28 protein-coding genes and 4 pseudogenes are annotated in these 26,973 nt (G+C 34.2%); 22 read left to right on the top strand and 10 right to left on the bottom strand.

The genetic code is table 11. The features are described from left to right. Window positions 1-2: 2 nt before the first annotated feature. Window positions 3-218, bottom strand: coding sequence for a type II toxin-antitoxin system HicA family toxin (locus LS41612_RS12930; protein WP_105928910.1), 216 nt, complete (start codon window positions 216-218; stop codon window positions 3-5). A 111-nt stretch (window positions 219-329) separates the two neighbouring features. Between LS41612_RS12930 and LS41612_RS12925 the strand changes: the two are divergent. The 8 genes and pseudogenes from LS41612_RS12925 to LS41612_RS23165 all read left to right on the top strand — a co-directional run. Continuing rightward, a pseudogene (locus LS41612_RS12925) lies at window positions 330-737 on the top strand (PBSX family phage terminase large subunit); the annotation flags it as partial. An 83-nt stretch (window positions 738-820) separates the two neighbouring features. Beyond that, window positions 821-1,027: a hypothetical protein gene (locus LS41612_RS23170; RefSeq protein ID WP_024361858.1), complete on the top strand. Its 207-nt coding sequence runs from the start codon at window positions 821-823 to the stop codon at window positions 1,025-1,027. 284 nt (window positions 1,028-1,311) lie between these two features. Then, entirely contained in the window at window positions 1,312-2,274 is a 963-nt protein-coding gene (locus LS41612_RS12920) for a helix-turn-helix transcriptional regulator (protein WP_024361857.1), read from the top strand. 74 nt (window positions 2,275-2,348) lie between these two features. Further along, a complete protein-coding gene (locus LS41612_RS12915) occupies window positions 2,349-2,981 on the top strand; it encodes a type 1 glutamine amidotransferase family protein (protein ID WP_024361856.1) in 633 nt (210 codons plus the stop codon). A gap of 412 nt (window positions 2,982-3,393) precedes the next feature. Then, a complete protein-coding gene (gene lepB / locus LS41612_RS12910; protein ID WP_024361855.1) occupies window positions 3,394-3,957 on the top strand; it encodes a signal peptidase I in 564 nt (187 codons plus the stop codon). A 172-nt stretch (window positions 3,958-4,129) separates the two neighbouring features. Further along, on the top strand, window positions 4,130-4,615 hold the full coding sequence (locus LS41612_RS12905; protein ID WP_024361854.1) for an NUDIX domain-containing protein: 486 nt from the start codon (window positions 4,130-4,132) through the stop codon (window positions 4,613-4,615). A 619-nt stretch (window positions 4,616-5,234) separates the two neighbouring features. After that, the gene (locus tag LS41612_RS12895) at window positions 5,235-5,672 is read left to right on the top strand and encodes a DnaD domain protein (protein ID WP_024361853.1); all 438 of its coding nucleotides are present in this window, start codon (window positions 5,235-5,237) and stop codon (window positions 5,670-5,672) included. A 231-nt stretch (window positions 5,673-5,903) separates the two neighbouring features. Then, window positions 5,904-6,068, top strand: coding sequence for a hypothetical protein (locus tag LS41612_RS23165; RefSeq protein WP_158694859.1), 165 nt, complete (start codon window positions 5,904-5,906; stop codon window positions 6,066-6,068). 145 nt (window positions 6,069-6,213) lie between these two features. Here the strand turns inward: LS41612_RS23165 and LS41612_RS12890 are convergent, their stop codons facing one another. From LS41612_RS12890 to LS41612_RS23520, 3 genes and pseudogenes are all read right to left on the bottom strand, one after another. Beyond that, window positions 6,214-6,552 (bottom strand): inorganic pyrophosphatase, encoded by a 339-nt coding sequence (locus tag LS41612_RS12890; RefSeq protein WP_024361852.1) that lies wholly within the window; start codon window positions 6,550-6,552, stop codon window positions 6,214-6,216. A 17-nt stretch (window positions 6,553-6,569) separates the two neighbouring features. Next, window positions 6,570-6,833, bottom strand: a pseudogene (locus LS41612_RS23525) (transposase); the annotation flags it as partial. Window positions 6,834-6,953: 120 nt separating this feature from the next. Then, window positions 6,954-7,481 (bottom strand): annotated as a pseudogene (locus tag LS41612_RS23520) (transposase); the annotation flags it as partial. Between the two features lie 130 nt (window positions 7,482-7,611). On the opposite strand from LS41612_RS23520, the gene LS41612_RS12880 reads away from it, so the two are divergent. Both LS41612_RS12880 and LS41612_RS12875 read left to right on the top strand, forming a co-directional pair. Further along, entirely contained in the window at window positions 7,612-8,037 is a 426-nt protein-coding gene (locus LS41612_RS12880) for an acyl-CoA thioesterase (protein ID WP_024361851.1), read from the top strand. A 180-nt stretch (window positions 8,038-8,217) separates the two neighbouring features. Beyond that, entirely contained in the window at window positions 8,218-8,685 is a 468-nt protein-coding gene (locus LS41612_RS12875; RefSeq protein WP_024361850.1) for a GNAT family N-acetyltransferase, read from the top strand. 84 nt (window positions 8,686-8,769) lie between these two features. Here LS41612_RS12875 and LS41612_RS12870 read toward each other — a convergent pair whose 3' ends face one another. Further along, a complete protein-coding gene (locus LS41612_RS12870; RefSeq protein WP_024361849.1) occupies window positions 8,770-10,386 on the bottom strand; it encodes a hypothetical protein in 1,617 nt (538 codons plus the stop codon). A gap of 2 nt (window positions 10,387-10,388) precedes the next feature. After that, a complete protein-coding gene (locus tag LS41612_RS12865; RefSeq protein ID WP_024361848.1) occupies window positions 10,389-11,171 on the bottom strand; it encodes an ABC transporter ATP-binding protein in 783 nt (260 codons plus the stop codon). A gap of 209 nt (window positions 11,172-11,380) precedes the next feature. Between LS41612_RS12865 and LS41612_RS12860 the strand changes: the two are divergent. From LS41612_RS12860 to LS41612_RS12820, 8 genes and pseudogenes are all read left to right on the top strand, one after another. Next, window positions 11,381-11,536 (top strand): annotated as a pseudogene (locus LS41612_RS12860) (nucleotidyltransferase domain-containing protein); the annotation flags it as partial. A 31-nt stretch (window positions 11,537-11,567) separates the two neighbouring features. Beyond that, window positions 11,568-11,846, top strand: coding sequence for a YxxD family cognate immunity protein YxxD (locus LS41612_RS12855; protein WP_024361847.1), 279 nt, complete (start codon window positions 11,568-11,570; stop codon window positions 11,844-11,846). Between the two features lie 399 nt (window positions 11,847-12,245). Next, window positions 12,246-13,565, top strand: coding sequence for an SPFH domain-containing protein (locus tag LS41612_RS12850; protein WP_024361846.1), 1,320 nt, complete (start codon window positions 12,246-12,248; stop codon window positions 13,563-13,565). 14 nt (window positions 13,566-13,579) lie between these two features. After that, on the top strand, window positions 13,580-14,683 hold the full coding sequence (locus LS41612_RS12845; protein ID WP_024361845.1) for a TFIIB-type zinc ribbon-containing protein: 1,104 nt from the start codon (window positions 13,580-13,582) through the stop codon (window positions 14,681-14,683). Between the two features lie 207 nt (window positions 14,684-14,890). Further along, entirely contained in the window at window positions 14,891-15,787 is an 897-nt protein-coding gene (locus LS41612_RS12840; RefSeq protein WP_024361844.1) for a fatty acid kinase binding subunit FakB, read from the top strand. Between the two features lie 154 nt (window positions 15,788-15,941). Further along, window positions 15,942-17,147, top strand: coding sequence for an EAL-associated domain-containing protein (locus LS41612_RS12835; protein WP_024361843.1), 1,206 nt, complete (start codon window positions 15,942-15,944; stop codon window positions 17,145-17,147). Between the two features lie 388 nt (window positions 17,148-17,535). After that, window positions 17,536-17,820, top strand: coding sequence for a hypothetical protein (locus LS41612_RS12825; RefSeq protein ID WP_024361841.1), 285 nt, complete (start codon window positions 17,536-17,538; stop codon window positions 17,818-17,820). A 145-nt stretch (window positions 17,821-17,965) separates the two neighbouring features. Next, window positions 17,966-18,322, top strand: coding sequence for a peptidylprolyl isomerase (locus LS41612_RS12820; RefSeq protein WP_233433793.1), 357 nt, complete (start codon window positions 17,966-17,968; stop codon window positions 18,320-18,322). 437 nt (window positions 18,323-18,759) lie between these two features. Here the strand turns inward: LS41612_RS12820 and LS41612_RS12815 are convergent, their stop codons facing one another. After that, complete coding sequence (locus LS41612_RS12815) at window positions 18,760-19,272, bottom strand: tellurite resistance TerB family protein (protein ID WP_024361839.1); 513 nt, start codon at window positions 19,270-19,272, stop codon at window positions 18,760-18,762. A 722-nt stretch (window positions 19,273-19,994) separates the two neighbouring features. Here LS41612_RS12815 and LS41612_RS12810 point away from each other — a divergent pair. The 3 genes from LS41612_RS12810 (at window position 19,995) to LS41612_RS12800 (ending at window position 23,209) form a co-directional block, all read left to right on the top strand. Continuing rightward, window positions 19,995-21,011 (top strand): bile salt hydrolase, encoded by a 1,017-nt coding sequence (locus LS41612_RS12810; protein WP_024361838.1) that lies wholly within the window; start codon window positions 19,995-19,997, stop codon window positions 21,009-21,011. Between the two features lie 230 nt (window positions 21,012-21,241). Further along, window positions 21,242-21,412 carry a hypothetical protein gene (locus LS41612_RS23515; protein WP_233433792.1) on the top strand — a complete coding sequence of 57 codons (171 nt, stop codon included), beginning with the start codon at window positions 21,242-21,244 and terminating at the stop codon, window positions 21,410-21,412. 747 nt (window positions 21,413-22,159) lie between these two features. Continuing rightward, entirely contained in the window at window positions 22,160-23,209 is a 1,050-nt protein-coding gene (locus LS41612_RS12800; protein WP_024361837.1) for a 2,3-butanediol dehydrogenase, read from the top strand. A 174-nt stretch (window positions 23,210-23,383) separates the two neighbouring features. On the opposite strand, the gene LS41612_RS12795 is transcribed toward LS41612_RS12800, so the two are convergent. The 3 genes from LS41612_RS12795 to LS41612_RS12785 all read right to left on the bottom strand — a co-directional run bounded on the left by LS41612_RS12795 (window position 23,384) and on the right by LS41612_RS12785 (window position 26,221). Continuing rightward, window positions 23,384-24,337: a TRM11 family SAM-dependent methyltransferase gene (locus tag LS41612_RS12795; RefSeq protein WP_370510644.1), complete on the bottom strand. Its 954-nt coding sequence runs from the start codon at window positions 24,335-24,337 to the stop codon at window positions 23,384-23,386. Between the two features lie 344 nt (window positions 24,338-24,681). Then, complete coding sequence (gene csaA, locus LS41612_RS12790; protein ID WP_024361835.1) at window positions 24,682-25,014, bottom strand: chaperone CsaA; 333 nt, start codon at window positions 25,012-25,014, stop codon at window positions 24,682-24,684. Window positions 25,015-25,276: 262 nt separating this feature from the next. After that, entirely contained in the window at window positions 25,277-26,221 is a 945-nt protein-coding gene (locus LS41612_RS12785; RefSeq protein WP_024361834.1) for a helix-turn-helix transcriptional regulator, read from the bottom strand. Between the two features lie 113 nt (window positions 26,222-26,334). Here LS41612_RS12785 and LS41612_RS12780 point away from each other — a divergent pair, with 113 nt between their 5' ends. Then, window positions 26,335-26,865: a dihydrofolate reductase family protein gene (locus LS41612_RS12780; protein ID WP_024361833.1), complete on the top strand. Its 531-nt coding sequence runs from the start codon at window positions 26,335-26,337 to the stop codon at window positions 26,863-26,865. The last annotated feature ends 108 nt before the right edge of the window (window positions 26,866-26,973 follow it).

The raw sequence follows: 26,973 nt of genomic DNA, 5'->3' as shown, positions 1-26,973 counted from the left end.
GGTTAAAACTTAACCCCTGATGTCCGTTCGATACTTCTTAAAGTTCCTTTAGGAATCGCTTGACCACTACTATGATAGCTAATGTCTGCAAATCTCGTTGGGTCGTCTTTATGTATGTATCTTTGATGACTGCCTGGACTTTTGTGAGTGTGAGATTCGATGAATCCTTCTTTCTTAAGTCTTTTTAGCGCTTCTCTTACGGTCACTTGCTTTTCCATTACCTTACCTCCTTTCTAATATCATTATAACACGCATAAATAATGCGTGTCTATTGTAGGGCAAAAAATACACGTGTCTTTAATGCGTGTAATGATAAAGGAGTTGAGAAAATGACACTATTAATTGAAAAAGAAGTATATCCACATTTCGAAACTTTACTATTCGACTGGCGTTGTAAGACACAACTCCTCGAAGGTGGTTGTGGCTCATCGAAATCCTATCATGCTGCATTAAAAATGATCTTTAAATTACTTGAGGAAAAACGTACAGCTTTAGTCGTTCGTGAAGTTTACGATACCCACAGGGAAAGTATGTTTTCTTTATTTAGCGAAATCATCGAAGATTTGGGGTTAGGGGTAAGTATGAAGATAAGCTCATCACTAATGACAGTAAAGTTTCCGAACGGATCAAAAATCATCTTCCGAGGTATGGATAAACCAGAAAAGCTAAAATCAATCAACAATATCTCACTTATCTGGTTGGAGGAATGTAGTGAACGACATTATAAGAAGTTTGAATATCGAGATAGCGCAAAGTTTACAAGCAGGTGAAAGCTACACTGAAATGGCACACAGGATTGAGAATATGGGGCGTTGCATCCATGGATATTCAGTGCCGGTTTCTTTCGATTTACTTAGTAAACGATAAACTTCCTGAATATAGACGAGGCAGAGACTACATGGATGATTTAGGACTAACGTATAGGCAGGCGTTTAACAAAGCTTACAAAGAAGTTAAGCCACCAAGTGTGACTTTACCTTATGTAAGTTATTACGAGTGGAGAAAGAAATTTAGCAGAGAGGAGTAAAAATAAAGAGAAAATATGTGTTATCAATCTTCCTCAATAATCGTGCTCTATTGGGATTTATGCTTATCTAGTGGGGAATTTTACTTAAACTAATAACGCAGATGATGGGGTATACTAAAAATCAGAAATAGATTGTTAAGAATTATACTTAAACTAAAAAGACAGAATAATCTAATTCAAGGAAATAAGTTAAATTTAAATGATAAACTAGAGTTTACTTATAACTAATTAAGAAAAATAAACTTATATGATAGATAATAAATACTATATAGAGGTGGAATTATATGCCTAAAATTGACAATATGTTAGCAATTCTATGGATGCTTCGTTCAGGTGAAAAAATTACTGCAAAACAAATTTCGGAAAAGTTAGAGATGAATATAAGGACTGTGTATCGTTATATTGATACAATTTCAACAAGTGGCGTACCTATAATTTCAGAACCAGGGCATAACGGTGGATACACTTTATTGAACAATTTTATTGAGGCTCCTCTTTTTTTTGATTTTGAGGAGCAAACTTCACTTTATCATGCTGCTGTTTTTGCAGAAGAAGCTGGATATTATGGCGGCGAAGCACTAAATAGGGCTATTTCAAAGCTAAGCAAATATTCAAATCAAGAGCAGAAAACAAAGATCAACCAACATTTAACTAGTCTTGAAGTAATAAGTCGATTAAGTTCACTCTCTATGGAAGCTTTTTTGAAGGAGTTGGAGCAGGCCATAGCTGACGGGTACTCAGTAAAAATTCTTTACCATAAAAGTGGCGAAAAGCAATTAAATTATAGATTGGTCGATCCGTACAGAATTATCTATTGGAATAATAAGTGGTATGTGATTGGATTTTGTCATCTGAGGAATGATATCCGTAGTTTTAGAGTAGATCGAATTGAAAGTCTAATGCTAACCGAAAATAATTTTAACCGGCCAGAAAATTTTTCAGCACGTGACATTTTTATAAAAAATCTTCTTCCAACTATAGAAGATAAAGATAGGATTATTTCTTTGGTTATTAATGGGGATAAAAGTGTATTGGCTGATATTTGCCAACATTGGTTTTTAGGACATTATTTACAAACACGGACTTCAAATCAAGCAGTTTTTCTTCTTGATAAAGATATAATACATACATATGTACCTTATTTACTCTTACCATACAATAAATCTATTAAAGTTATTGAGCCAACAAGTCTTAAGAAAAGAATTATTGAAGTTCTGTCGGAATTAATAAAATTTCATCAAGTATGATAACTTCCCTGACGTTAACTGTCAGGGAAGTTATTTTATAATAGCTATATCAATTGTGATTGGAGTGTTATTGGATGCAAACAAAAAAAGTTTTTCTATATGTATTTAATACAATGTCGGACTGGGAATATGGATATTTAATTGCTGAACTTAACTCAGGAAGATATTTCAAAAAAGATTTAGCACCTTTAAAAGTAATTACAGTAGGAGCTAATAAAGAAATGATTACTACTATGGGAGGACTGAGCATAAAACCAGATATTTCACTTGATGAATGTATTCTTGAGAGTAAAGATCTTTTAATTTTACCAGGAGGGACTACTTGGAGTGAAGAAATTCATCAACCTGTCTTGGAGAGAATTGACCAAGCTTTAAAGTTTGGCACTATTGTTGCTGCAATTTGTGGTGCAACTGAGGCTCTTGCAAAAATGGGATACTTAGATTCTAGAAAACACACAAGCAATGACCTAGAGTATATTAGAATGGTCTGTCCTAATTATAAAGGTGAAAAATTTTATGAGATGAGACCTGCGGTATCTGGTGAGAATTTGATTACTGCATCAGGAGTAGCACCTCTAGAATTTACGATGGAAGTACTGAAAAAATTAGATGTATTTGCACCCGACACATTACACTCATGGTATAACCTAAATAAGACTCATAAACCTGAATACTTCTTCCAGTTAATGAATTCAATAAATAGCTGAGCTAAAAAATCAACTTAGCAGTTTTATATTAGTTCAAATAAAAATCATGCTTTAGACAATGTCAAAGTATGGTTTTTGTATATAACTTAAATATAGTTTATGGAAGTAAAAAACTTACAAATCACTCCTGAAGTTGTTATAAATAGAATTGGTAACTAAATCTCTTTTTAATCTTATTGAACAAAGGTGTGTTTTTTTCTTTGGCAATTATGTTGGAACAATCTTCTACAATCGGGCGCGATTCTATAATAAGGATTAGTGCTCGGTTTCATTAAAGGGCCAGATTGCGGAATATCAATTTTTTATATGGTACAAATAACGACACTTTGGGAAGGTTATATATTTTAATTTACGAGTAGATGGAAAAAATAGTTTATAATTTATATAATGGTAATTCAAGGAGTTGATTATTTTGGAGAAATCTAAGAAAAAGGAATTATTAGACTGGGTTAAGTCTACAGTAATAACGTGTGTTATTGTTATCGCTACGATGGCATTTATTGTTTCCCCAACTAGAGTAGGTGGTGCTTCAATGATGCCAACATATGAAGATGGAGACTTCGTTCTAGTAAATAAAATTGGTAAGAAAATTTCTGGTATTGCAAGGTTTGACGTTATCGTATTCAAAACCCCTAATGATGAGATTTATATTAAACGTGTCATAGGATTACCAGGAGACCATATTGCTTATGAGGATGACACCCTTTATGTAAACAATGAAGCCTCGGAAGAACCATATTTAGATTTGTATAAAAAACAACTACTAGACACTGGTACACTAACAAAAGATTTCACTTTACAGTCTTTAACAGATCATTCCACGATACCAGAAGGCTACTTATTTGTTTTAGGTGATAACAGGAGAAATAGTATTGATAGTAGATATTCTAGTGTGGGATTAGTACCAATGGATAAAGTATTAGGGAAAGCCAACGTTAGATTTTATCCATTTGACAGTGTAGGTATTGTTAAATAATACGATTCATCAGAGAACCTATAATTACAATAACGGATATTTAGTGTTACAAGGATTTATAAAGTATACAAAATAAACCTTATAAACGTTCCCAAAGGAAACTTTGGTGACATTGAAAGGAATTCAATAACATCTTCTAGAAACCTTAATATATCAACTTAGGAGGTTTTAAATGTCTTCTCATATTAGAGTTCGAGCTGGTGCAATAATAATAGAAAATAATGAAATATTATTAACGGTGTATAATGACCCAATAAGAGGTATCGTTTATGATTTACCTGCTGGAGGTGCAGAACCCAATGAATCAATTATAGATACAGTAAAAAGAGAAGCCAAAGAAGAAGCGTGTATAGATGTAGAAGTAGGTCCACTAGCTTTTGTTTATGAATACACACCTCACCTTAATTTAGATAAATTTGGTAAAATACATACATTGGTTATGATGTTTGAATGCAAAATAAAAAGCCCTAGTACACCAAAATTTCCAAAAAACCCGGATTCAAATCAAATAGATGTAAAATGGCTACCTATTTTAGAGTTACAAAATATTGAAATGTACGCAAACATCGGACCTTATTTACAGGAATATACGCAAAATCCTAGAAACATTGATTTAATAGAAGAGCATAAACTAAATGAGGTATATCAAGTTCGTTAGAGTTATTTTATACAATCCCATACAAAATAACGTTCCCAAATAGAAGTTTGGACGTACACCAAAAAGTCACGAATGTTGTTAAATCAACGTTTGTGACTTTTCTTGTGACATTTTTGATTCAGCTTTTTATGCAGAGAGCGGTTCTATGAAAAGTAGCAACTCTAGAATGGTTAAGTTTTTATTATTCCTTTTCATGTTTTAAAATTTCCCTAATATCAAGGCATCTGTTAACTGTTAAATATTAATGGATAAATCACTTAAAATTGGAACTTCTATTCATGCTAGACGTATTAAAGTAAAGGGACTGTGTCAGTTCAAAGAGATATATGTAACGGAATCATTAAAAGAGAAAACGAAATGAGTATTTACATAGTGATATTACCAATGATTAGTATGTTGTTAGGTTTATATTTAGTGTGTCTGGGACTCTGGGAATTAAGACTAGGTATAGATAGAAAAAGATTTATAACCTTTTCGTTTACAGGGCTATTTTTAATCTTTATATTACCGAACATGTTTGGGTTTCTTCAATTTAATTTTTAATAACTTTCAATAAATATCTATCTGCTAACTGAAATATAGTTTAAGTGAAAATTAAGTTGAAAAGGGATGAAATGGAGTGAGTAATGATATTAAACGATTTAAGAAAATAAGTGACAAAGTAATATACGGCTCGACTGCTGAAGAACGATTTAAAGAAGTGCACGGGATAACAATTGAGGAATGGAAATCAAAAGGAGAAGAAAGATTTAAAGTTGAAACAGGAATGAGTTACGAAGAATGGTATATAAAAAAGGTTATTTCTTCGACACCAATTGATTATCTTAAAAATCTCAATGGCTCTGTTTCTCAGGATGATATAAAATTGGTTAAAGATTTACAAGAGTTGGGGTTAAATGATGGTGTTATAAATGTATTACTGGATTATGTAAAAATTGTTAGCAAAATTGGGTTTATTCACTCGTTGGTGAGAGATATAGGGGAAAGTTGGCTCAATAAGAACGTCACAACTATTGAAAGCGCTATGGCATTTGTCAGGAAAGAGTGGAATAAATAAAGTCCTCAAAATATATACTTCAATATCAACGTACTATCGGAAGCGAAAATGGTGAATTACCCGACGGCTTGGAGGAAGCTGAGCTCGCATTTTTATATAAAGTATTATGGACTGAAAAGGGAATGAACATTAGTGATGCAACAAAGAAAGGGAGACAAGGGCTTAGTATAATATTGGTGATGCACTCCCAGGAACGATGAGTAAGTTAAGGAAAGAGGTGGTGGAGAACCAATGGATTATTTTTCATTGATTGCTATTATATTTGTCTCACTTATTGCAGCTGTTGTTTATGAAATAAAAAAGAAAAATGATATAAAACTTGAACAAATTAAGTTAGAAAGAGATAAAGTAGCTTTGGAACAAAAAAGATTGGAAATTGAGAATAAAGTGGATTAATGATTCAACTGACGGGAGCTTTATATCAATAGCACTCAACTATTTAAAAAATTTTTATAAAATAATATCTAATCAAGCCATTCATTTTGTAGTGAACCCCAAAAGTTAGACTTATTTCGAAGAGGAGTTCTTCCTCTTCGTTATTTTAATTTAAAAGCTCAATTTTTGAATCAAACCATTGTTCCATGAAATTTATTTGTTCTCTAATTTGCTCTTTTGTGTAATTTTCATCCTCTGAAGTAACGACCCATTTTTCTTCAATATCATCATTTCTATGGACAATTGCGATAAGTTTACCTGTAAATTCATCTATTGGCCCCTTTACCTTATTTGAAAGGATATAGACATCCTGTTCCTCTCTATCGCCACCAATGATTCCAGGTACGTAACCATAATTTATCGGATAGACATTATCAAAATCATCCTTATAGCCCATTGGCCGATCTACTATTATTTTCAACTTTTGTAGTTTATGAAGTTCCATAGCGACTTTTGTCCTTTCTATGCAGCCAATCTTACACGATAGGTGACTGGACTACATCCAAATTTCCTCTTTATTCGCTTGTAATTGTAATAGTAGATATACTTATCAATCGCTTGTTTTATTTCTTCAAAACTAGTATAGATAGTCCCATAATATATTTCTTGTTTCAGTAGGCCAAAGAAATTTTCCATTGGCGAATTGTCTAAGCAGTTTCCTTTTCGAGACATGCTTTGAAATATTTTATTGTTTTTCAGTAGATTTGCGTATTGTCTCATCTGATACGTTATGAACGCAAGCTCCGCACGTAATAATTCATTTTCTCGTTCTAATTCTTGTTCACGCGATAATTTCTTTTCTTCCTTTGTTTTCTTCGGTTTGTCTGACATGGATGGACGTCCTTGCGTTTTTGGAGAAATTCCACCGAAACCATGTTTTCTAAATGCCGTAGTCCACAATGAAACCATCGAGTCATTTGGCAGATTGAATTTATGAGCGACATCTCGGATAGATTCTCCACTATTTAAATAATAGTTTATGACATCAAGTTTAAATTGAATAGTGTAATTCGAACGTCTTTCCTGTTTCCTAAGAGAGACAAATCCTAATGCAGTTACTTGTTTCACCCACCTTCTCACCACTCCTTGGCCTGAGGAAATACTAAATTGAAGAGCTATTTGTCTATAACCTCCATGCACTTGAAAGTAGGCTTCAACGACTTTTTTCTTAAACTCATAATCGTATTTTGCCAAAATAAATGCACCCCAAAAGTTAGATTTTTGGCCTAACTTTTGGGGTGCAGTACAAAATGAGTGACTTTTATTATTGCACCTGCTCGTTGCTTGTATTTTAACTTTTATAAATAATGGTACCCCAGAAAGTACCCCAATTAAAAGAGTATATATGTGTTTATATGGCGTTAAAGTATTCATTCATAAAAATCTATTTTTTAATTCAATATAAAGATTTTATAACCTTCATTTTTAACCTATCGAAATCTCCAAAGCCTAAACCCCGCCAATTCAGCATTTTTGCGCTATAATGTAGGACGAGGTGAAGAAAATGTTTGTGAGTGAAAAACAGATTGAGATTCGCTATGCGGAGACAGACCAAATGGGCGTTGTCTACCATGCCAACTATATCATTTGGATGGAGATTGGACGTACGCAGTTAGTGAGCGATGCGGGATTTGAGTACGCTGCATTAGAGAAGGAAGGGTATGTGTCGCCAGTAATGGATTTATCTATTTCCTATAAGGCTGCTATGCACTATGGACAGGTGGCAACCGTGCGTACTTGGGTAGAGAAACACGATCGTCTACGTACAACATATGGTTATGAAATTTTACATGAAGATGGCACGATTGCAGCAACAGCACAGTCCGTACATATTCTAGCACATAAAGAAACATTACGACCTGTTTCTTTAAGTAAAATTGACCCTGTTTGGGATGCTAAATATAAAGAAATTGCAGTGGCAACGAAATAATATCAGCAGCTTGATGTTTACATTAATTGAATTGAAGTAAGCCAAAGGCAGGACCAGAATAATAACTGGTGCTGTCTTTTTTCTTTTAACCATGTTAAATGCATCAAGTTTTTTATCTTGCATAAAATTTGTTATATGCTATGATTAGAACAAATGTTCTGTATGGAGATGGGGGAAATTATGCAACTATACATATACGATAATCGCTTTAAAGCGTTCATTGACCAGTATCAATTAACAGCTGAACAACTTGAATATACAGGAACACCGCAAGAGAGTATTGCGCTTGCTAAAGAGGATGTCAATCGACATGCCATTTTAGCAATTGAGGATGGAATGCTTGTAGTATTCTTTGTGTTACATCGAAAAGAAGGTGTAAAGCCATATTGTGAAAATGATGATGCCATTTTAATAAGAGCTTTTTCTACAGATTATCGACATCAAGGGAAGGGCTATGCAAAAAAAGCTTTAATGTTATTACCTGACTTTGTCAAACAGCATTACTGTGACGTCAATGAAATTGTATTGGCTGTTAATGTAAGAAATGAGGCGGCACGAGGACTATATAAGAAGTGCGGTTATACCGATAAAGGTGTAAGAGTGATGGGAATAAAAGGGGAATTAATCGTTATGAGCTACGATTTGTAAAAAGAATTGCAAAAAATCCACTGAGCCATTAAAGCAAAGTGGATTTTTACTAGCTAGATAAGCAATGTCTAATACTTTGAAGTATTACTTAGCTCGTTTAAACAAGAATTTCCAAGAAATGAAATTGACAATGACCAGTACAAAGAAATAAATAAAAGTACCATAAGAAATGCTTGTTGCCAGTAGATAGTGTATAAATGCAAGTATACCTAATGGAATAAATAATATTAAGGCCTTCCAACTCTGCCCATCACCGATTTCGTCAAAGGGCTTCGTGAAAGGAACTTTGTTTTCAAAGCCCATGTAGCAAATGATTGTGTACAAACAGCTTGCTACTAAAACAATCAATAAATCTGGAATGATTCTCGGGCCATAAATAAAGCAAAATACGATGCTAAGAACGAGATACAGCGGAATATATAGCTTTATTAAAAAGGCTTTTAAACTACCCTTTTGTAAGTCTGTATAGTCTTTAATTGGAAAGACTTTGTAGATCCAAGCCGCTTTATATTTTGCGGAATGACCTAACATCATCACAGCAGATGGAATAATCAGCATACTAAAATAAATATTTAAATAGCTTATACTGGTCGAGTAGTCAACATGATCTGACCGCATCATATTAAACATAAAAATAAATGGTATCACGAAAGAAAACCCTAATGATGGATACACTTTTAATTTGAAATCCCGTTCTTGTTTCATCATAAGAGAGGCAAAACGGTAAAACGCCTTTTCTTCACTTGTTCGGCATATAAAAGATAAGAAATAATCTTTTAAACGACTTCTCTTTTCCTTCTTTGATTTGCTCGTACTTAATAACTTTTGTAAATTGCGCTCAAAGGTTGGAATTAACGTTATATAGAGCCCTATTGAAATAAGTGGTATAAAGACGGAGAAGATAGTGCCTACTAACGTGAAGTAAGAGTTATTACCATTTAAGATTAGCTCATAAGGAGCGGCAAACCACATAGGGATGATGAAAATACTCCACCATCTGAACGTTACGACCATTTCAAGGTTGACAAACTCAAAGGATCGAATGAGCACTTGATAACCAATCATTAACACTAAGGATAAGCCAATTTGCACATAATTAATGATGTCCTTTAGTTTTTCTCCATCAAAAAATCTTAATATCACAATATACAAAATAGTTGTAAGCACGACAATGAAAATATTGATGAAGATAAGTGCGAATACGGTTAATAGAAAGAATAATATTCCTTGTGTAAACAAGCTGACTAAAAGGGGAATCGCCGTTAAGGCAATTGTTAAATAAGTTAAATAAATAAGAATATGCAATATTTTAGCGGCATTTATCGTTTTAGCATTGATTGGCTTCGTTGACAGGATGCTTCTGTCACGGACATCAAGTAGTACAGAAGAAAAATCGGAAATCAAAGTAGTCATCACGATAAAGATAACTATGCCGTATGCAATGCTCATTTGAAAATGATAGTTATCACCAAACCCCATAAAAGGAATGAGTATAAGACCATAAAGGGCGTAAATCCATAAAGATTTGAAGTAGCTATTTTTTTGATCTTTTTTATTTTGGTTAAAGATGGTTGGTACTTTTCGTTCATCCATCGTTAGTTTAATATGGAGGATTTGTCTCATAATCGAATAATCAATGCCCATTTTCTGAAAAATAAATTGCATTTTATCAAGTAGTTGCAGGACTTTGAAATCTTTCATTACTACACCTCCTGGACAACCGCTACGAATTGTTCACCAATTTCTTTATGATTATGAAAACCTGTTAGTTGGTTGAAAATCCCCTCTAACGTTCCGGCCGTATTAGCGGCTTGTAGTTGAGCAAATGTTCCATCAGCAGCGATTTTTCCATCATTCAGTAATATAATGCGACTGCTGATTTTCTCGACTACATCCATGATATGGGAGGAATAAAATATCGTTTTACCTTGGGCTGCTAATTGCGTTAAAATCTCTTTGAAAATCATGACACTATTCGCATCCAATCCGTTTATAGGTTCATCCAAGAACAGTAAATCTGGATTATGTATAAGGCTAGCGATAATTAATAGCTTTTGCCTCATGCCTTTTGAATAAGAAGATATTCTTGCATGATAGGCTTCTCCAACACCGAACAATTCCATTAATGATTTAGATTTGGCGGTCGCTACATCTAAATGCAATCCGTAAAGCTGGCCGATGAAAGTCAAATACTCATAGCCAGTTAAATTATCATAAACATCGGCTATTTCTGGAACATAGCCAATTTTCCGTTTATAATCAATGCTATTTTGTTTAATATCCTCCCCAAATAGATTAATTTCACCACCATATTCCCCTTCAATCCCCAATATAATTTTGACAGTTGTACTTTTGCCAGCGCCATTCGGACCGATGTAGCCAATAATTTCGCCTCTTGACACATGTAAGTCAATTCCTTTTAAAATTTCTTTGCTGCCATAGCTCTTCGTTAAGTTCATAATCGTTAAAATCTCTTGTTGGTCCATGTTATAGCTCCTTTCTATTTAGAAAATTAACCATACAACGGTATTAGCACCATTTTTCATCGTGCTATATATATTATACATGATTTTAGCAATCTGTTATTAATTACAAATTCCTTTGTAAAAATTTGATTCGCTTTAACAGGAGATTTTCTGCAAGTGTAGAAAGTATATTCTATATAATTCAGTAATTTTCAGGAAGAGGTGGCAATTTGGATTATTTAAAAAGGGATCACGCAGTCGAAGCAGCACTTCAGTTTATTACAAAACATTTCCCTCATTGCGATGGGGCTTTATTGGCTGGAAGTGTCATTCGGGGAGAGGCGATAGAGACCTCGGATTTAGATATTGTCGTTTTTGATAAAAATCAAAAGACAGCCTAATGAGGAGCTAGATAAAATGAATATTGATAATGTAGTTTTAAAATTACTTGAGTATAGTACTTCAAAGCCTAAAATAGAAATAACTTGGGATAATAATCAGACCAGTTTATGCGAAATTGATACATTTTATGACACAGACAACGGATTAGAACTTCATGACGAAGGCTATGAAGAATATCATGTTGCATTGGTGAAAGAGGTGACGAATAACAAATATATCGAAATAGGAATAGGTGATAAAAGACCTGTAATTATTAAATTAGCAGATACAGGGGAAGTTATATTTAACAAATAAATATAACTATGATTAACTTACTTAACATTTAAAAATGACCAAGTTCTCTATTAATATTGAATTTGGTCATTTTCTATTGCTATTAATTAAAACTATATGTGCAATAAATGTGTAGTTGAGCAAAGTTAATCGTAACATGATGATTATAAAGAATATTCCGAACCCCTATAAAAATTAGTTATGCAAGACCTTTAGCGAAAATTATTAATTCGCTTGGCTTCGCCTTGCACCATATGGTGGAAAATTATTTGACGGTTTTTCAGTAGGGAAGTAATAAGCATCCTAATGCACAAGTGAAAATTTTGAAACAAATTGTCCTTTCTTGCGTAGTACAATAGGAAGGGCAATATTTTTAATGATAAAATAACATTAAGTATTTATTTAAAGGTGGGAAATAGAATGGGTTTATTAAAAGCAGGTATTGGGGCATTAGCAGGTGTATTAGAAGATCAATGGCGTGAGTATTTCTACTGTGAGTCCTTATCAGCAGATGTCCTTGTTGCTAAAGGTATTAAACGCACTTCGAAACGTGGCTCAAATAAAGGAAACGACAATCTGATTAGTAATGGCTCAATTATTGCCATTAATGAAGGGCAATGTATGATGATTGTTGAGCAAGGCAAGGTAGTGGAGTTTTCTTCCGAATCCGGTGAATATGTTTATGACACATCTACAGAGCCATCTATTATGTATGGGGATGATTTGTCAGCAAACATTACGGAAACGTTTAAGCAAATTGGAAAGCGTTTCACATTTGGTGGAGAGCCTGCTAAAGATCAACGTGTGTATTATTTCAATAAAAAAGAAATCGTTGGCAATAAGTACGGAACACCTGCGCCAATTCCTTTCCGTGTCATTGACCGCAATATTGGCTTAGATATTGATATTACCATTCGTTGTCATGGTGAATATTCTTATAAAATAGTAGACCCATTATTATTTTATACAAATGTCTGTGGAAATGTAGAGCGTGAATATACGCGGGATGCCATTGATAGTCAATTGAAAACAGAACTTATGACGGCATTACAACCAGCATTTGCTCAAATTTCGGCAAGTGGCGTGCGCTATAGTGAAATCCCTGCGCATACAGTGGCGCTGGCAGATGCACTTAACAAAGTGTTATCTGAAAAATGGTTGGCAACACGTGGTTTAGCAGTCGTATCATTTGGCATTAGTTCATTAAAAGCTTCTGAAGAAGATGAAGCGATGATAAAACAACTACAGCGCAATGCAGTGATGCGTGATCCTGGGATGGCGGCTGCGCATTTAACTGGGGCACAAGCAGAGGCGATGATTGCAGCTTCACACAATGACGGCGGTGCAATGGCTGGGTTCATGGGGATGAATATGGCAACACAAGCGGGTGGCGTCAATGCAAGCCAACTATTCCAAATGAGCGAGCAAAATAAACAGAGACAAACAACAACGCCACAACAATCGAGCCCATCCAATGCTTGGACATGTTCATGTGGACAAGAGAATACGGGTAAGTTTTGCTCAAACTGTGGTGCAGCAAAGCCAGTAGAAGAAGGCTGGCCATGTTCATGTGGCACAATCAATAAAGGTAAATTCTGTAGTGAATGTGGGGCAAAAAAACCGTCTGGCGCATTGCAATATGCTTGTGATAAATGCGGTTGGCAGCCAGAAACTCCTGCAAATCCTCCGAAATTTTGCCCTGAATGTGGCGATGTTTTCGATGATAATGATCTAAAGTAAGGAGATGACTGATGATGACGACGCAAGAAATGGAAAACGTCAAAGAGGCAAAGCTAGAATTCGATGCTGAATGTCCATCATGCAGTGCATCAATTGAGTTTAACCCCGCAACAGGCAAGCTAACTTGTCCATATTGTGGCTTTGAAACCGAGATTGCCAAACCGGAAAAGGAACAAGAAAAAGTGGCCCAAGAAATGGATTTTGCAAAGGCCGAAGAGCGAGGAAACTTTAACTGGGGCGTAGAGAAAAAAACGGTTGTTTGTAAAGCTTGTGCTGCTGAAACGATTTATGATGCATTACAAGTAGCAGATAGCTGTCCATATTGTGGCTCAAATCAAGTAATGGAAGCGAGTGCTTCAAATACACTTGCACCAAATGGCGTATGTACATTTGAAGTAACAGATAAACAAGCAGGCGAAAATTTTCAAAAGTGGATTAAAAGTAAATGGTTTACGCCAAAGGCTGCTAAAATTAGTGCAAAGCCGGATGCTTTTAAAGGTGTTTATCTACCTTATTGGACGTTTGATACAAAAACAAGCTCACGCTATTCGGCAAGCTATGGTAAGCATCGAACGGTCACTGATAAGGATGGCAATCAGCGTACAGTTACAGATTGGTATACTACCAGTGGTTTCTATCAGGAATTTATAGATGATTATTTAATTAGTGCAACAACTCGCTATGATCGTCAGATGATGCGAAAAATAGAGCCATTTAACTTATTAAATAATAAATCCTATAAACCAGAGTATGTAGCAGGATTTCTCTCAGAACGCTATAGCATTGGTTTACAGGATGGCTGGAACCAAGCAAAGAGAGAAATTCACGATCATTTAGAAGCGGAAATTACGGCAAAGATTCGTATAGAAAAATTTGCAGATGTTGTCTCCAATTTGCGATTTTCTACAACACATGATGACATTACATATAAGTATTTAATGTTACCAATATGGCTTTCTTCTTTTAGATATAAAGAGAAAATTTATCGATTTATGGTGAATGGTCAAACAGGTCGTGTTGGAGGAGACGCACCGATTTCGCCATTGCGTGTAACAATTGCAGTCCTTGTATCGTTAATGATTGCGGCGGTAGTCTGGTATTTCTTTATGAATGAATAACGAATAATAACCGTATCCTAGAAGTGTGTACATTTTTTACTTTTAGGACACGGTTTTTTATTGTGAATTTTGTCGAAAAAATGTCGAACGCTGTAAAAAAATTGTGCAATTATGATAAATGTCACTATTCATCACGGTTCTGTCTATGTATAGTTGCATAAGTTATAAGGATTAATACTTTACAATAGACAGGGAGCACAGCATTTAATGAACAAGAAAATAGCATGGGTTACAGATACAGCAGCATTGTTAGATGAAAAATTCATACAGGACAATCAAATTCACGTGTTACCACTCAATATTGTTTTTGAAGAGGGCGTATTACGAGAAACTGTTGATATGACACATGATGAATTTTATGACAAACTTCGTACTACTAAAACACATCCAAAGACATCGCAACCTGCCATTGGTGAAGTGGTAGCGTTATATAAATCGTTAAAACAGCAAGGCTATGACTGTGCTATTGCTATTCATACTTCGCAACATTTGTCGGGCACTTATTTAAGCGCTTTCACAGCAGCACAACAAGCACAATTTGAAGTATATCCAGTTGATTCTAAAATCGGTTCATTCCCAATGATGAAAATGATAGAACTCGGGCAGCAATTAGAACGAGAAGGCGTCCCACCACAACAAATCGTTGAAAAAATCAATGAACTTGCAGATCATAGCGAGCTGTCCTTTATCCCAGCGAGCTTATCACAATTGCATAAAAGTGGCCGTGTGTCAGGGACACAGGCGTTTTTGAGTCAACTATTAAATATAAAAGTCGTTATTTCTTTTGATAATGGTAAAGTTGTCATGAAGGAAAAAGTACGTGCACTAGCAAAAGCAAAAGCATATGTAGAAAACCTTCTAATAAATGATTTAGACTCACATCAAATTCCAGAAGTAGCTGTTATTCACTGTAATAATGAAGAAGGTGCGATGAATTGGAAATTAGCCCTAGAAAAAGCGTATCCGTTTATTATTTTTCACGTTCTGCCATTGAGTGCTTGTGTCGGTGTGCATGCAGGGGAAGGAACACTTGGACTGAGTTGGGTACGCAGACCGGAGACAATCGCACAAAAACAACAGGAAAAAGAATTAGTGACGGTCTAAACGAACAAACGAATAACAAAAATATGGCATGTGAAGTTGCGAAATTCCTATAAACAAACTATTATACAGTCAGAGAGCTTTTTCATTAAATGAACTGTAGTTGTAATGTTATTTTTGAATAATGATAGATTATTCAAGTATGGAGGTTTCGACAATGGACGCAATTGAAGTGTTAACTAATTTAGATCAAATACATGGGTATTTTCAACCTATATTTAGCGCTGATGCGCATACGGTGATTGCCTACGAAATTTCCGGACAGTTACAAATAGAAGGTCAACAAATCAATTTAAAAGATTTTGTGAATAATGAAGATATTCCAGAAGAATATCGGATTGATATGGAGCATAAAATTTTACACGCTGCATTAACGCAGATAGACACAGTAGCACCCGATATTGATATTTATATTCCAAGTAATCCGAACTTGTTAATGCAAGATTTCGGTGAAAGTCATTTTAATATTATTCAACAATATATAGGGGAAGAAGATTTACATCGTATTGTCTTAGTTGTTTCCGAGCATCGATTTTTAGGCGATATTAATAAATTGCACCACGCTCTTCGCTATTTTACAACATTCGGTATGAAAATTGCTGTGCAAGAAGTAGGTGCTGAAAGTCATTTAGAACATATCGCATTATTATCACCTCAAATTTTAAAGGTTAATATACGTGATTTGAATTATGACTCATGGTCTGCACAATCTGATATGATTTCAGCCATTGGAAGCTTAGCTTATAAAATCGGGGCTAACTTATTGTTTGAAGGAATAGGAACTGTTTACCAATTGCAATTTGCTTGGAAAAACGGGGGACGATTCTATCAAGGTTCTTATTTAGCAAATGCTGCAAAGACATTTGTGGAGAAAGATATATTAAAGGAACGTTTTAAAGAGGAATGTCAGCAATTTATAACATCTGAAAAGAAGATGCTTCAGGCACAATATTTCGAGTTGAAGAAATTAAGAGAAGAGTTAGAAGCGATTGTTCATCGAGTAAAGCCTTCTAGCGATAATATTTCACAATTAGAACATTTAGCAGAGCTTTTAGATCATTACTCTTTCCGATTATATATCTGTAATGAGGATGGTTTCCAATTAACGCCTAACGTGATGCGTGTAGAAGGGATATGGGAATTACAGCCAAATGCAATTAATAAAAATTGGAGTTGGCGACCGTATTTCCTACAAACGATTATTAAAATGCGAAATGATCAAAATGGGGAAATTTCAGAACTGTATCGAGATATCGAGACAGGAGAAATTACGCGAACATTTTCGATTGCCATTAATGAACACGAATATTTATTTGTCGATCTTTCCTATGATTTTTTATATGAACATAATATATTTAGATAGACTAATAAAAGCTTATATAGCAAGAGTGGAGGGGTACAAATATCGTTTGTACCCCAAATAAAGGTAAAAAATAGGAATTAACCAAATGTCATTCATGTTTTAGTTCTTCATAAGCCAACGACTGAGTATAAGCCTTCATAACCATTTCTTGAGTATCTCCAATCATTTTGGTTATCTTGGTAACGGGAATACCTTCGGCAATTAAAATACTTACATAAGTGTGAAATAACGAATCTTTAAAGAGTGCCTTTGTGGTGCTCTTTTTCAAATAGTTGTTTAAAATCTTCCTTCCATGGTGTCGTAATTTACGCCAATACTGCGTCCGAATGAGGAAGTGGGAACCATTTAATTACAATTTATGTCTATATTGAAAAAGGGAGGTATCATTATGTGGTTAATATTAGGTCTTATTACTATAATAGCAACTTTTTTCAATCTATATAGGTATATAACAGGTAAAGATTATAAACTTGCGATGGCAATGGGGTTATCATTTACAGCATTGACACTCTGTGCAGAACATAGTCTTGTATCTAATTGGGTAAAAGTTGAAGATTGGGCGGCTTTATTGGATGTTGTACCGACTATGGAAAAAACGTTATGGTTACTAACCATTGTTTCAATTTTACTAAATATAGCACCTATCCTATTAGAACGAAAAAATAAAAAATAAATACTTATTGTGGTTCATTTGGATATACAGCGTTAAGAGCAAAATGTCCTCCATCCATTTTCGGCATGTTGAGTTATATAATATTTGTGAAAACAAGGTTACCTAATAGAAATGAGGTGCTTAATTGAGGAGACAATTTTCTTTAATGTTAGTTACGGCAATCATAGTAGCAGCTTGTTATTCAAAAGAATTAAGTATTATTGAAATTCAAAGTGTTCCAACAAAAGTAACGGAAAGAATTAATCCTAATTCCACACTGCAATACATTCATGATAGTGAAAAGGGAGACGCCTATATTATTTTTCAATCTTTAGAAACAGTTATAGCTCAGCTTGAAGTGAGAGAGAACATATTAGACATAAAGTTAGATAGTGTAAGTCAAGAAAATAGTGAGTTAAAACAGTACGTATTTAAAATTACTCGTGGTGATGCAAAATATGACACAGTTCAAGTGTTAGTAAACGGATACGCTACGCCTTTTGATATTGTCTCGGGTTTTTAAAGATATTTCAAATAACGTTCTTAAATCAAAGTATAGCAATTAAAGTAACGAATAGTAGCTATTTGTTGTTAATTGTTGTGCAAATTTTCGAGCTATAGGGGTGGGCGGGATTACCGCGAATGTATTCATTTTATTTCTTACTTCACTTAAATAGTAGCAGGAATTTAAAAATCTAATACTATTAAACTCATTTGATGAAATTTTCGGGTGGGTCGATTAAATAATCAGATGCTCATTATCTGGTTATTTATTTTTGCCCAATTATACTTGTGTAAACGTTGTTCTGGAATTATTGCAACAAATGCTTTTGTGTAAGGGAAGATAATCTTGTCATATACAGCAGCCTAATCTACACAAGTAAAAGAACGAGATGAATTTAACTTTGATTTTATTATAAACACAAAAACGTCACTCATTTAAAATGAGTGACTGGGATTTTATTTTGAAAGATTTACTTTATATCCAGTTTGATTTTTAGCATGGTTTGGATTTAAGAATACAGAACGATCATTTTTTAAAACAATAACTTCAAAGAAAGGTTTGAATCTTTCTTCAGAAATCCCGAAAGCTTTTAAGAATTTAGCAAATAGTTGTTGTTCTTGGATTTCAGCTTCACCATCAGATAAAGATGAATCGATAATATTAACTAAAATGCACATCTTTTGAGCATCAGTTAATGCTGGAGCCGCTTCAAGTAAAAATTGGTCTACGGAATTTCTATTTACGTATTTAATAACTTGGTCCATTAAATCATTATGGTTACCACCTACATAAACTGTACTGCCTTTTTTCTTACCTCCAATAACTGATAACAACTGACCTATTTCCTCATTATCATATTCACCATCTGCCCCCATCATATAAAGTAAAGATGTTACAAATGCAAAATGGGGATTCATACCTTGTTTGTTATGAACCTTGTCCCCTTTAAAGATATCAAATAATCCCACTAATAAATCCTCCTATTATTTTAATTTATAAAAATTACATTGAAGATATGTAATGTTTTATCTTAAATCTATAATTGCCATCATTGTTAAGATTGTATCAATATTGGTAAGTGTTGTCAGTAATAATCGTGTGAATTAAATGCCATTCTATGAAATGTAACCTTAAATGGTGATTTTGTAATTTACTAGTAGTTCATAATAAGTTACCTATTCAATAGCATATCCTTTAACCTACCTCCTAATCATAAAAGATAGTTATATTTGCACCAGTTGCTAAGCAAAGAGGGTCTTTTATATGTGTAAACATATATCAAATTTGACAGTTTAGTGAAAAAATACATGTCTATAAAAATATGAATTTTATTAGAAAGTCAATTGTTAGACAGTGGATTTTTTAAAAATACTACTTTCATAGTATTAGAAAATAATAGTAACGCCAAAAAATGACGGTGTATGTGGCGCGATGTGGCGTTATTGCATGGGATTGGAAATTTCAGTCTTAAAAAAAGGTGGTATGACCGCCAAAAAACGGCGTAAATTTATCCTTGAATTTCCATTAATGGAAGTGATAGTATGGTTTTGGAAGCGGAATAAATCTATTTTTAGTTAATTATGGTACTCGTGATAAGTGAAGTAAATTCTTTATTATGAAGATACGTTAGTTGATTTAAAAATAATTCCGTTACATTTTTTTAAAATACTTTTTCAAGGGAGTGTTTTTTATGTTAGGTTGCAGTAGCTTATCAATTCGTACAACAGATGATAAAAGTTTATTCGCTCGCACAATGGATTTTACAATGGAACCAGATAGTAAAGTGATTATTGTCCCACGTAATTACGGCATTCGATTGTTAGAAAAAGAAAATGTAGTCATTAACAATTCATATGCTTTTGTTGGAATGGGAAGCACTGACATTACATCACCAGTTCTCTATGATGGGGTAAACGAAAAGGGATTAATGGGCGCAATGCTTTACTATGCTACATTTGCGACTTATGCTGACGAACCTAAAAAAGGCACAAGAGGCATCAATCCCGTGTATGTAATTTCTCAAGTTTTAGGAAATTGTGTAACTGTCGATGATGTTATTGAAAAATTAACTTCTTATACATTATTGAATGAGGCCAATATAATACTTGGCTTTGCACCCCCACTTCACTATACATTTACAGATGCTTCTGGTGAATCGATTGTTATTGAACCGGATAAAACAGGCATTACCATTCATCGAAAAACGATTGGCGTCATGACGAATAGCCCTGGCTATGAATGGCATCAGACAAATTTAAGAGCTTACATTGGTGTCACACCAAATCCGCCACAAGATATAATGATGGGAGACTTGGATTTGACACCGTTTGGGCAAGGGGCAGGGGGCTTAGGATTACCAGGTGATTTTACGCCGTCAGCACGTTTTCTTCGGGTAGCATACTGGAAAAAATATACTGAAAAAGCCAAAAATGAAACAGAAGGCGTAACAAACTTGTTCCATATTCTATCTTCTGTAAATATCCCAAAAGGTGTTGTTTTGACAAATGAGGGGAAAACGGATTATACCATCTATACCTCAGCTATGTGTGCACAAAGTAAAAACTATTACTTTAAACTGTATGACAATAGTCGAATTTCAGCCGTTTCCTTAATGGCTGAAAATTTAAATAGTCAAGATTTAATTACATTTGAGTGGGATCGTAAACAAGATATTAAGCAATTAAATCAAGTAAATGTAATGAGCTAAAAATTGCCTATTATATAGTACAAGGTATTAAAAAATGCCCCCGATTGTTAGATATATGAACAATCGGGGGCTCTTTTTCGATAGTAAAATACACAAAGTCATTAGAATTAAAAAGATTTGTGGAATGTTAATATATTGTTAGAAATTATTTCACTGTAAAGATAGGAAAGTATCCGAAAAAGCTCATTGTGGTTGTGAGGATTGCCAACTTTTCGCTAAGCAAATTCTATATGCAAGTCCACAAGTTTTGGATTTCTTTAGCAGAGGTCTGCAGAGCTATTCCTAATAAAGACGGTTTTGATAGATATAGTGCAGATTATCATTTTATAGGTGCTATACAAGGCACAGATGATTTAGATTGGATTCAAGTAGGAGAAGCATCTTTTGGACTTGCAAATTAGCGATTTTCCAAGTCCAATGATTCCAAGTACCTTTTCACAGCCAATTGTAGAATTAGCTGTGAGAATAACAATGCCCCATATGGAGATGTAATATAGAAAAATTATTCTTATATACTACAAGGCAATGATACTAAAGAAAGGGAAGTCTTATGAAAAAAGAAGAGATTTCGGTTCGTTTATAATTATTTCATATTTAGGAGATTTTTTGTAGTATCGAAAATATTTTCTTTTTCTGCTATAGATAATTGGATTGCTATTTTTGTTGGTAGGAAAACATTTTTTGCATTCTTATTCCGTTGTAAACTATTCCATTTCATGTCGTTATCATTCGAGATTTGGAAAGAGAGTGTTCATTCTTTCCAACGCTCCCGACAATGATGGAAACGACATTTCTTAAATCCTCGATTATCATAACCAAAAGATTTGATTAACAACAATTCATATTGTTAATCTTCTTTTCACTGCAAAATGCACCCAAATTAAACAGCAAATATTTCAATATTTAAAACGTTTATTAATATACTAATAAAATATGTATTTTACTATAGAGAAAATATCAAAATTTATGATATACAATATATAGTGTTATTTGTTTTAGAACATCAATATATTGTTTTGGTTTAGTTGTATACTAAATTAATAGGATTACTATATTTTTTTTGAGTCATTATATTTGTATCATTTTATTTTAGTGATAGAATGAAGTTGTGACAAAAAGACATAAATTCCATCGGAGGTTTCGACATTATGAAAGCAGCAGTTTGGTACGGAGAAAAAGACATTCGTATTGAGGACAGAGAATTAAAAGCTCTTAAAGATAATGAAGTTACAGTTCGTGTAGCTTGGGCTGGTATTTGTGGTAGTGATTTACATGAATATCAAGAAGGACCTGTCTTTATTCCAACAAAAGAAAAAGATGAATTAACTGGTGAAATCGCTCCACTGATTATGGGGCATGAATTTGCAGGAACTATTGAAAAAGTTGGTGCAAACGTTACTAAGTTTAAAGTGGGCGATCGCGTTGCAATTAACCCTACATTAACGCACGGTAACAAACCTGAAGATATGGACGCTTATGATGGTTTTAGCTTCATTGGTTTACATGGCGATGGTGGCTTCACTACTTATGCAAATGCTCCTGAAAGTAATGTTTATTTACTACCTGAAACAATGACACTTGAAGACGGTGCACTTGTTGAACCGACAGCTGTAGCAGTACAAGCTGTAAAAGAGGGTAATTTACGTTTCGGTGATACTGTGGCGATTTTTGGTGCTGGCCCAATCGGCTTATTAACGGCTATTGCAGCTAAAGCAGCTGGTGCAAGTAAAATTATCGTATTAGATTTATCTGAAACACGTCTTGAAAAAGCAAAAGAACTTGGTGCAACGCACGTGATTAACTCTGGTGAAGTAGATGGTGTAGAAGCAATTCGCGCAATCGTTCCAGATGGTGTGGATGTATCATTTGAAGTTGCAGGTGTTGCGCCAACATTTAAACAAGCAATCGATGCAACAAGAGCTCGTGGTACTATGGTTATTGTATCAATCTTTGCTCGTCCAATTGAATGGAATCCAATTCATTTAACAAATACAGGTGTGAAAATTACTTCAAGTATTGCTTACACACCAACATCATTCCAACAAACAGTTGATTTAATGGGCAGTGGTCAATTAAAACCTCAAGGAATTATTACTGGCCGTATTCAATTAGATGATATCGTTGAAAAAGGCTTTGAAGCTTTAACAAACGATAAATCACAAGCTAAAATTTTAGTAGAATTAAGCGGCGAGAAATAATACTTATTTTTAATAAATTGTAAACAAGCAAGCACCTATTAGTGAGGACTAATAGGTGCTTTTTAATTTTGATAGGCTATATGGGATGTTTATTTTGAAATCCCATTCAGGCCGATGAAAGAAATTCCTATCAGCACCAATGGGTTATTAATCATTTATTGTGATAGAGAAGGCTTATTGACATAATAAAATCTGACGTAAGAAAGACTGCTTTTTCGCAATGCAGCGATCGGCAATCATGAAACCAGCATCATGTATTAAATCATCAATTGTTTCAATAGTAACGACAACTACTTTATCCGCAATTCGACGAGCATGTTTAAGTATATTATATTGATCTTCACGTGATGAATGCGTAAACAAATTATATGGTAAATCAATAATAGCTACATCATAGTGTTCTGTTACTTCTGAAATGGGACCTAAAGTAATCTTTCCTTGTAAACCAAAATAGGCTATATTTTCGCGAGAACCGCTACAAACAAAATGATTGATATCTCTTCCTTCAATATCAATACCCATAGAAAGAGCTTCTACTATTACCGTTCCTATACCACAGCAAGGGTCAATAGCACGAATATTTTGTGGCTGAGGAATGGCGATATTGGCAACGGCGCGAGCAACTCTTGTACTAAGTGCTGTTGAATAACTATTTGGTTTATGTAAATGTTTACGCCAAATGGACTCACTTTTCAGATGTTTACCGAAATACCATTTTCCATCTATTAAAATAAGACCAAAAATAATTTCAGGATAATTTAGATCAGGGTCTCCCTCGATACACAATCCTAGCTCGCGTTCTATTCGTCGGCGCTCTGGCTGAGAAATTTTCTTTGTTTGACCTATAACAAAATTATTTAAACAAACTACCTTATAAGTTTTTTCACCAACTATTAAATTCTTCACTAATTTTTTTATATTTTCTACGCTATGGTCTTCAAACAGCACTTCAAGTCGATCTTGTATAAAAGGACTACGACTAGGGTCAACTTCTAGATTGCTTATCATATAGTTTGATGAGGAATCTACACCGAAAAAAGAGCGCATCTCCATTCTACATAAATCGTATTCATCTACATGATGGACATATGTGTATATATATTTATTGGTATGTTGTTCATTAATCAATGGGTTATCATCCTTTTCTATTATTGATCACTTGATATTGGTCAAATAATTGTAGATGTCTCTAGGCACTAAACTTCAAGTCTATCACAACTTCATCAATAATTGAAATGAACAAAAAAAGCGTACGTTATTGTGGGCGATTTTTAATATTCTAAAAATAGAAAAGAGTCACTTCCCTAAAGAAAGTGACCCCAAAACAGGAGAGTTTTTGTAAAGGCTTTTTAAGCTTTACACTACTATGAATATGCAGAGGAAGTTATCAAGCTTTAGCCATTTGTCAGTGCAATCAAATAAAATGTTTTATACGGATGGCAAAGTGACAGTGAAAATGGGAATAGGGTGCTTTAACTAATTTTTGTGCCATTGGGTACTGATTGATCGGGTGTTAATAGAATGACATCTCCCTCTATCGGCACACCACCGATTACGAGAACCTCTGATTTGAAACCTGCTACTCGTCGTGGCGGGAAATTGACAACTGCTACTACTTGTTTGCCGATGATTTCATCAGGTGTATATCGTTTTGTAATTTGTGCAGAAGATTGCTTAATGCCCAATGTTTCACCAAAATCAATGCTCATTTTAATAGCGGGAACTCGTGCCTTTGGTAATTCTTCCGCTTCCATAACTGTACCGATTCGAATATCCAGTGCCATAAAGTCTTCAATGGTCGCCATAATTTCACTCCTTAATTGGGGTTTTTGTAAATGTTAACATAGAAGGTCTTGTTATCCAAGAAACATCTCTATACATAATGAGAGAGGCAGTATAGTTACTATTAACAAGGCTAAGGATTTCACAACGTTACATCGTATACATATGGGCAAGGCGCAAACTCTATTTTACTGCTTACTTTTCCTTATTTTTAATAACTTATAAAATATTTATTTTCAGACCAACGAAAAATTTTCCACGCAGATCCTAATTGGAACGAGCCATTTATAAATTTCCTTCTTGATACATCGTTAAAATTTCTTTAGCCTGTTTCCGCATATGTTGGATTAATTCTTCTGGCTCAATAATTTTTGCATGTAATCCTAGTCTATAAAATAGAGGAGCGATAAAGTGAAGCTCACCTTCATCAATCATCGCATCGATAGTACCCGTACCATGTTCGTTGATGGTCACGAAACCTTGGAAATTTGGCTCACTTAGACATTGGCGTACGCCTTCTTTAGACAGTTCAACAAGCAATCTAATAGGGGTTTTTACTTCATATGAATCAAACCATTCTTCTAAGTTTGTAAAATTGCTGTCGTCTTTTATGCTTGAAATAATGGCATGGATACGATCCACTCGAAACAATAAAACTTTATCTTTATGAAAGTCGTATGCAGGCATATACCATAGTCCATTATGAGCATATACACCGATAGGACGAATATGCTTTGTTGTTATCGCTTTTTTTGAGTGGTATTGAATGTGAAGCTGACTTCCTTCAATCGACGCATCTAAAACATTTTTTAATAAAGGGGTATCGATTGTTCTCTTAGGATTCCAAAAGGCAATATAAGAGCGAAGTTTATCTACTTTTGCTTGGGCATCTTTTGGAAGTGAACGATATAATTTATGCGTGACGGAGCGGATTTCAGCATCAAAAGGTAAATCACGATAATAATTGAGCGCTTGAAATGCAAAGAAAATGGATACAACTTCTTCTTCTGTAAATAACATAGGTGGAAGTAGACGTGTTGTAATAACGGTATATCCTCCATTCCTCCCTTGTTCTGCATATATGGGTAAACCCATATCGCTTAAATCCAATAAATCACGATGCACGGTTCGGACGGATATTTTAAATTCATCGGCTAGTTCTTGCGCTGTAAATTTTCTTTTCGCATTTACAAATAGTAGAATATCTAATAAACGTTTTGCTTTAGACATATTCTCACCTTTTCTTTTAATCATGCCATTACTTGTCATGTTTACTGTTTAGTATAGTTTGTGCTAATGATTTAATCAAAAGCAAAACGCTCATGAGAAAAGGAGACCACCTAATGAATAGAAAAATTGTTTTATTTGTTGCGACTAGTGTAGATGGATTTATTGCGAAAGAGGATGATGACTTACAATGGTTATTAGAATCAGAAGGGGAAGGGGATAATGGGTACATGGATATGTATCAAACAATTGATACCATCATAATGGGGAAACGCACCTATGATTATGTGATGGAACACTCTGATGCTTTTCCATATTCTGATAAAAAATGTTATGTTTTCTCGAAATCAGCAAAGAACAAAAATGACGATGTGGAATTTGTGAATGAAAATGTTGTATCGTTTACCCAACAGTTAAAGAAACAATCAGGAGCACATATTTGGATGGTTGGTGGAGCAGAGATTCTTGATGCTTTTATGAAAGAAAATCTAATTGACGAATACATTATTACCATTACCCCGCATATATTAGGTTCTGGCATAGCCTTATTTAAAAAGGATAATCCGCAAATCAATCTAGAATTAATAAAGACAACATGTTATGGACAGATGGTGCAAATGCATTATCAAGTAAAACAAGAAAGTTGATTTTATGGCTGTCGCATATGTTTTTTAAGTAAGTTTTAGCAATAAAGAGATATATCTAAAAGGCGGTCAAAAAAGCATTGTCCAACCAGTTGTCGGTATTATACCAAC

Source organism: Lysinibacillus sphaericus (genome assembly GCF_002982115.1).
GTDB lineage: Bacteria > Bacillota > Bacilli > Bacillales_A > Planococcaceae > Lysinibacillus > Lysinibacillus sphaericus.
The sequence above is the reverse complement of the archived record's forward strand: the minus strand, read 5'-3'. Positions and strand labels throughout refer to the sequence as shown.

What these genes read in the sequence shown, in the direction of transcription:
- LS41612_RS12785 (WP_024361834.1), bottom strand. Translation starts at nt 26,221, where the DNA reads ATGTCTAAAGCAAAACGTTTATTAGATATTCTACTATTTGTAAATGCG.
- LS41612_RS23165 (WP_158694859.1), top strand. Translation starts at nt 5,904, where the DNA reads ATGGATTATTTTTCATTGATTGCTATTATATTTGTCTCACTTATTGCA.
- LS41612_RS12800 (WP_024361837.1), top strand. Translation starts at nt 22,160, where the DNA reads ATGAAAGCAGCAGTTTGGTACGGAGAAAAAGACATTCGTATTGAGGAC.
- LS41612_RS23515 (WP_233433792.1), top strand. Translation starts at nt 21,242, where the DNA reads ATGCAAGTCCACAAGTTTTGGATTTCTTTAGCAGAGGTCTGCAGAGCT.
- LS41612_RS12835 (WP_024361843.1), top strand. Translation starts at nt 15,942, where the DNA reads ATGGACGCAATTGAAGTGTTAACTAATTTAGATCAAATACATGGGTAT.
- LS41612_RS12890 (WP_024361852.1), bottom strand. Translation starts at nt 6,552, where the DNA reads ATGGAACTTCATAAACTACAAAAGTTGAAAATAATAGTAGATCGGCCA.
- LS41612_RS12855 (WP_024361847.1), top strand. Translation starts at nt 11,568, where the DNA reads ATGAATATTGATAATGTAGTTTTAAAATTACTTGAGTATAGTACTTCA.
- LS41612_RS12810 (WP_024361838.1), top strand. Translation starts at nt 19,995, where the DNA reads ATGTTAGGTTGCAGTAGCTTATCAATTCGTACAACAGATGATAAAAGT.
- LS41612_RS12820 (WP_233433793.1), top strand. Translation starts at nt 17,966, where the DNA reads ATGTTAGTTACGGCAATCATAGTAGCAGCTTGTTATTCAAAAGAATTA.
- LS41612_RS12870 (WP_024361849.1), bottom strand. Translation starts at nt 10,386, where the DNA reads ATGAAAGATTTCAAAGTCCTGCAACTACTTGATAAAATGCAATTTATT.
- LS41612_RS12880 (WP_024361851.1), top strand. Translation starts at nt 7,612, where the DNA reads ATGTTTGTGAGTGAAAAACAGATTGAGATTCGCTATGCGGAGACAGAC.
- csaA (WP_024361835.1), bottom strand. Translation starts at nt 25,014, where the DNA reads ATGGCGACCATTGAAGACTTTATGGCACTGGATATTCGAATCGGTACA.
- LS41612_RS12850 (WP_024361846.1), top strand. Translation starts at nt 12,246, where the DNA reads ATGGGTTTATTAAAAGCAGGTATTGGGGCATTAGCAGGTGTATTAGAA.
- LS41612_RS23170 (WP_024361858.1), top strand. Translation starts at nt 821, where the DNA reads ATGGATATTCAGTGCCGGTTTCTTTCGATTTACTTAGTAAACGATAAA.
- LS41612_RS12825 (WP_024361841.1), top strand. Translation starts at nt 17,536, where the DNA reads ATGTGGTTAATATTAGGTCTTATTACTATAATAGCAACTTTTTTCAAT.
- LS41612_RS12840 (WP_024361844.1), top strand. Translation starts at nt 14,891, where the DNA reads ATGAACAAGAAAATAGCATGGGTTACAGATACAGCAGCATTGTTAGAT.
- LS41612_RS12930 (WP_105928910.1), bottom strand. Translation starts at nt 218, where the DNA reads ATGGAAAAGCAAGTGACCGTAAGAGAAGCGCTAAAAAGACTTAAGAAA.
- LS41612_RS12780 (WP_024361833.1), top strand. Translation starts at nt 26,335, where the DNA reads ATGAATAGAAAAATTGTTTTATTTGTTGCGACTAGTGTAGATGGATTT.
- LS41612_RS12875 (WP_024361850.1), top strand. Translation starts at nt 8,218, where the DNA reads ATGCAACTATACATATACGATAATCGCTTTAAAGCGTTCATTGACCAG.
- LS41612_RS12865 (WP_024361848.1), bottom strand. Translation starts at nt 11,171, where the DNA reads ATGGACCAACAAGAGATTTTAACGATTATGAACTTAACGAAGAGCTAT.
- LS41612_RS12845 (WP_024361845.1), top strand. Translation starts at nt 13,580, where the DNA reads ATGACGACGCAAGAAATGGAAAACGTCAAAGAGGCAAAGCTAGAATTC.
- LS41612_RS12905 (WP_024361854.1), top strand. Translation starts at nt 4,130, where the DNA reads ATGTCTTCTCATATTAGAGTTCGAGCTGGTGCAATAATAATAGAAAAT.
- LS41612_RS12915 (WP_024361856.1), top strand. Translation starts at nt 2,349, where the DNA reads ATGCAAACAAAAAAAGTTTTTCTATATGTATTTAATACAATGTCGGAC.
- LS41612_RS12920 (WP_024361857.1), top strand. Translation starts at nt 1,312, where the DNA reads ATGCCTAAAATTGACAATATGTTAGCAATTCTATGGATGCTTCGTTCA.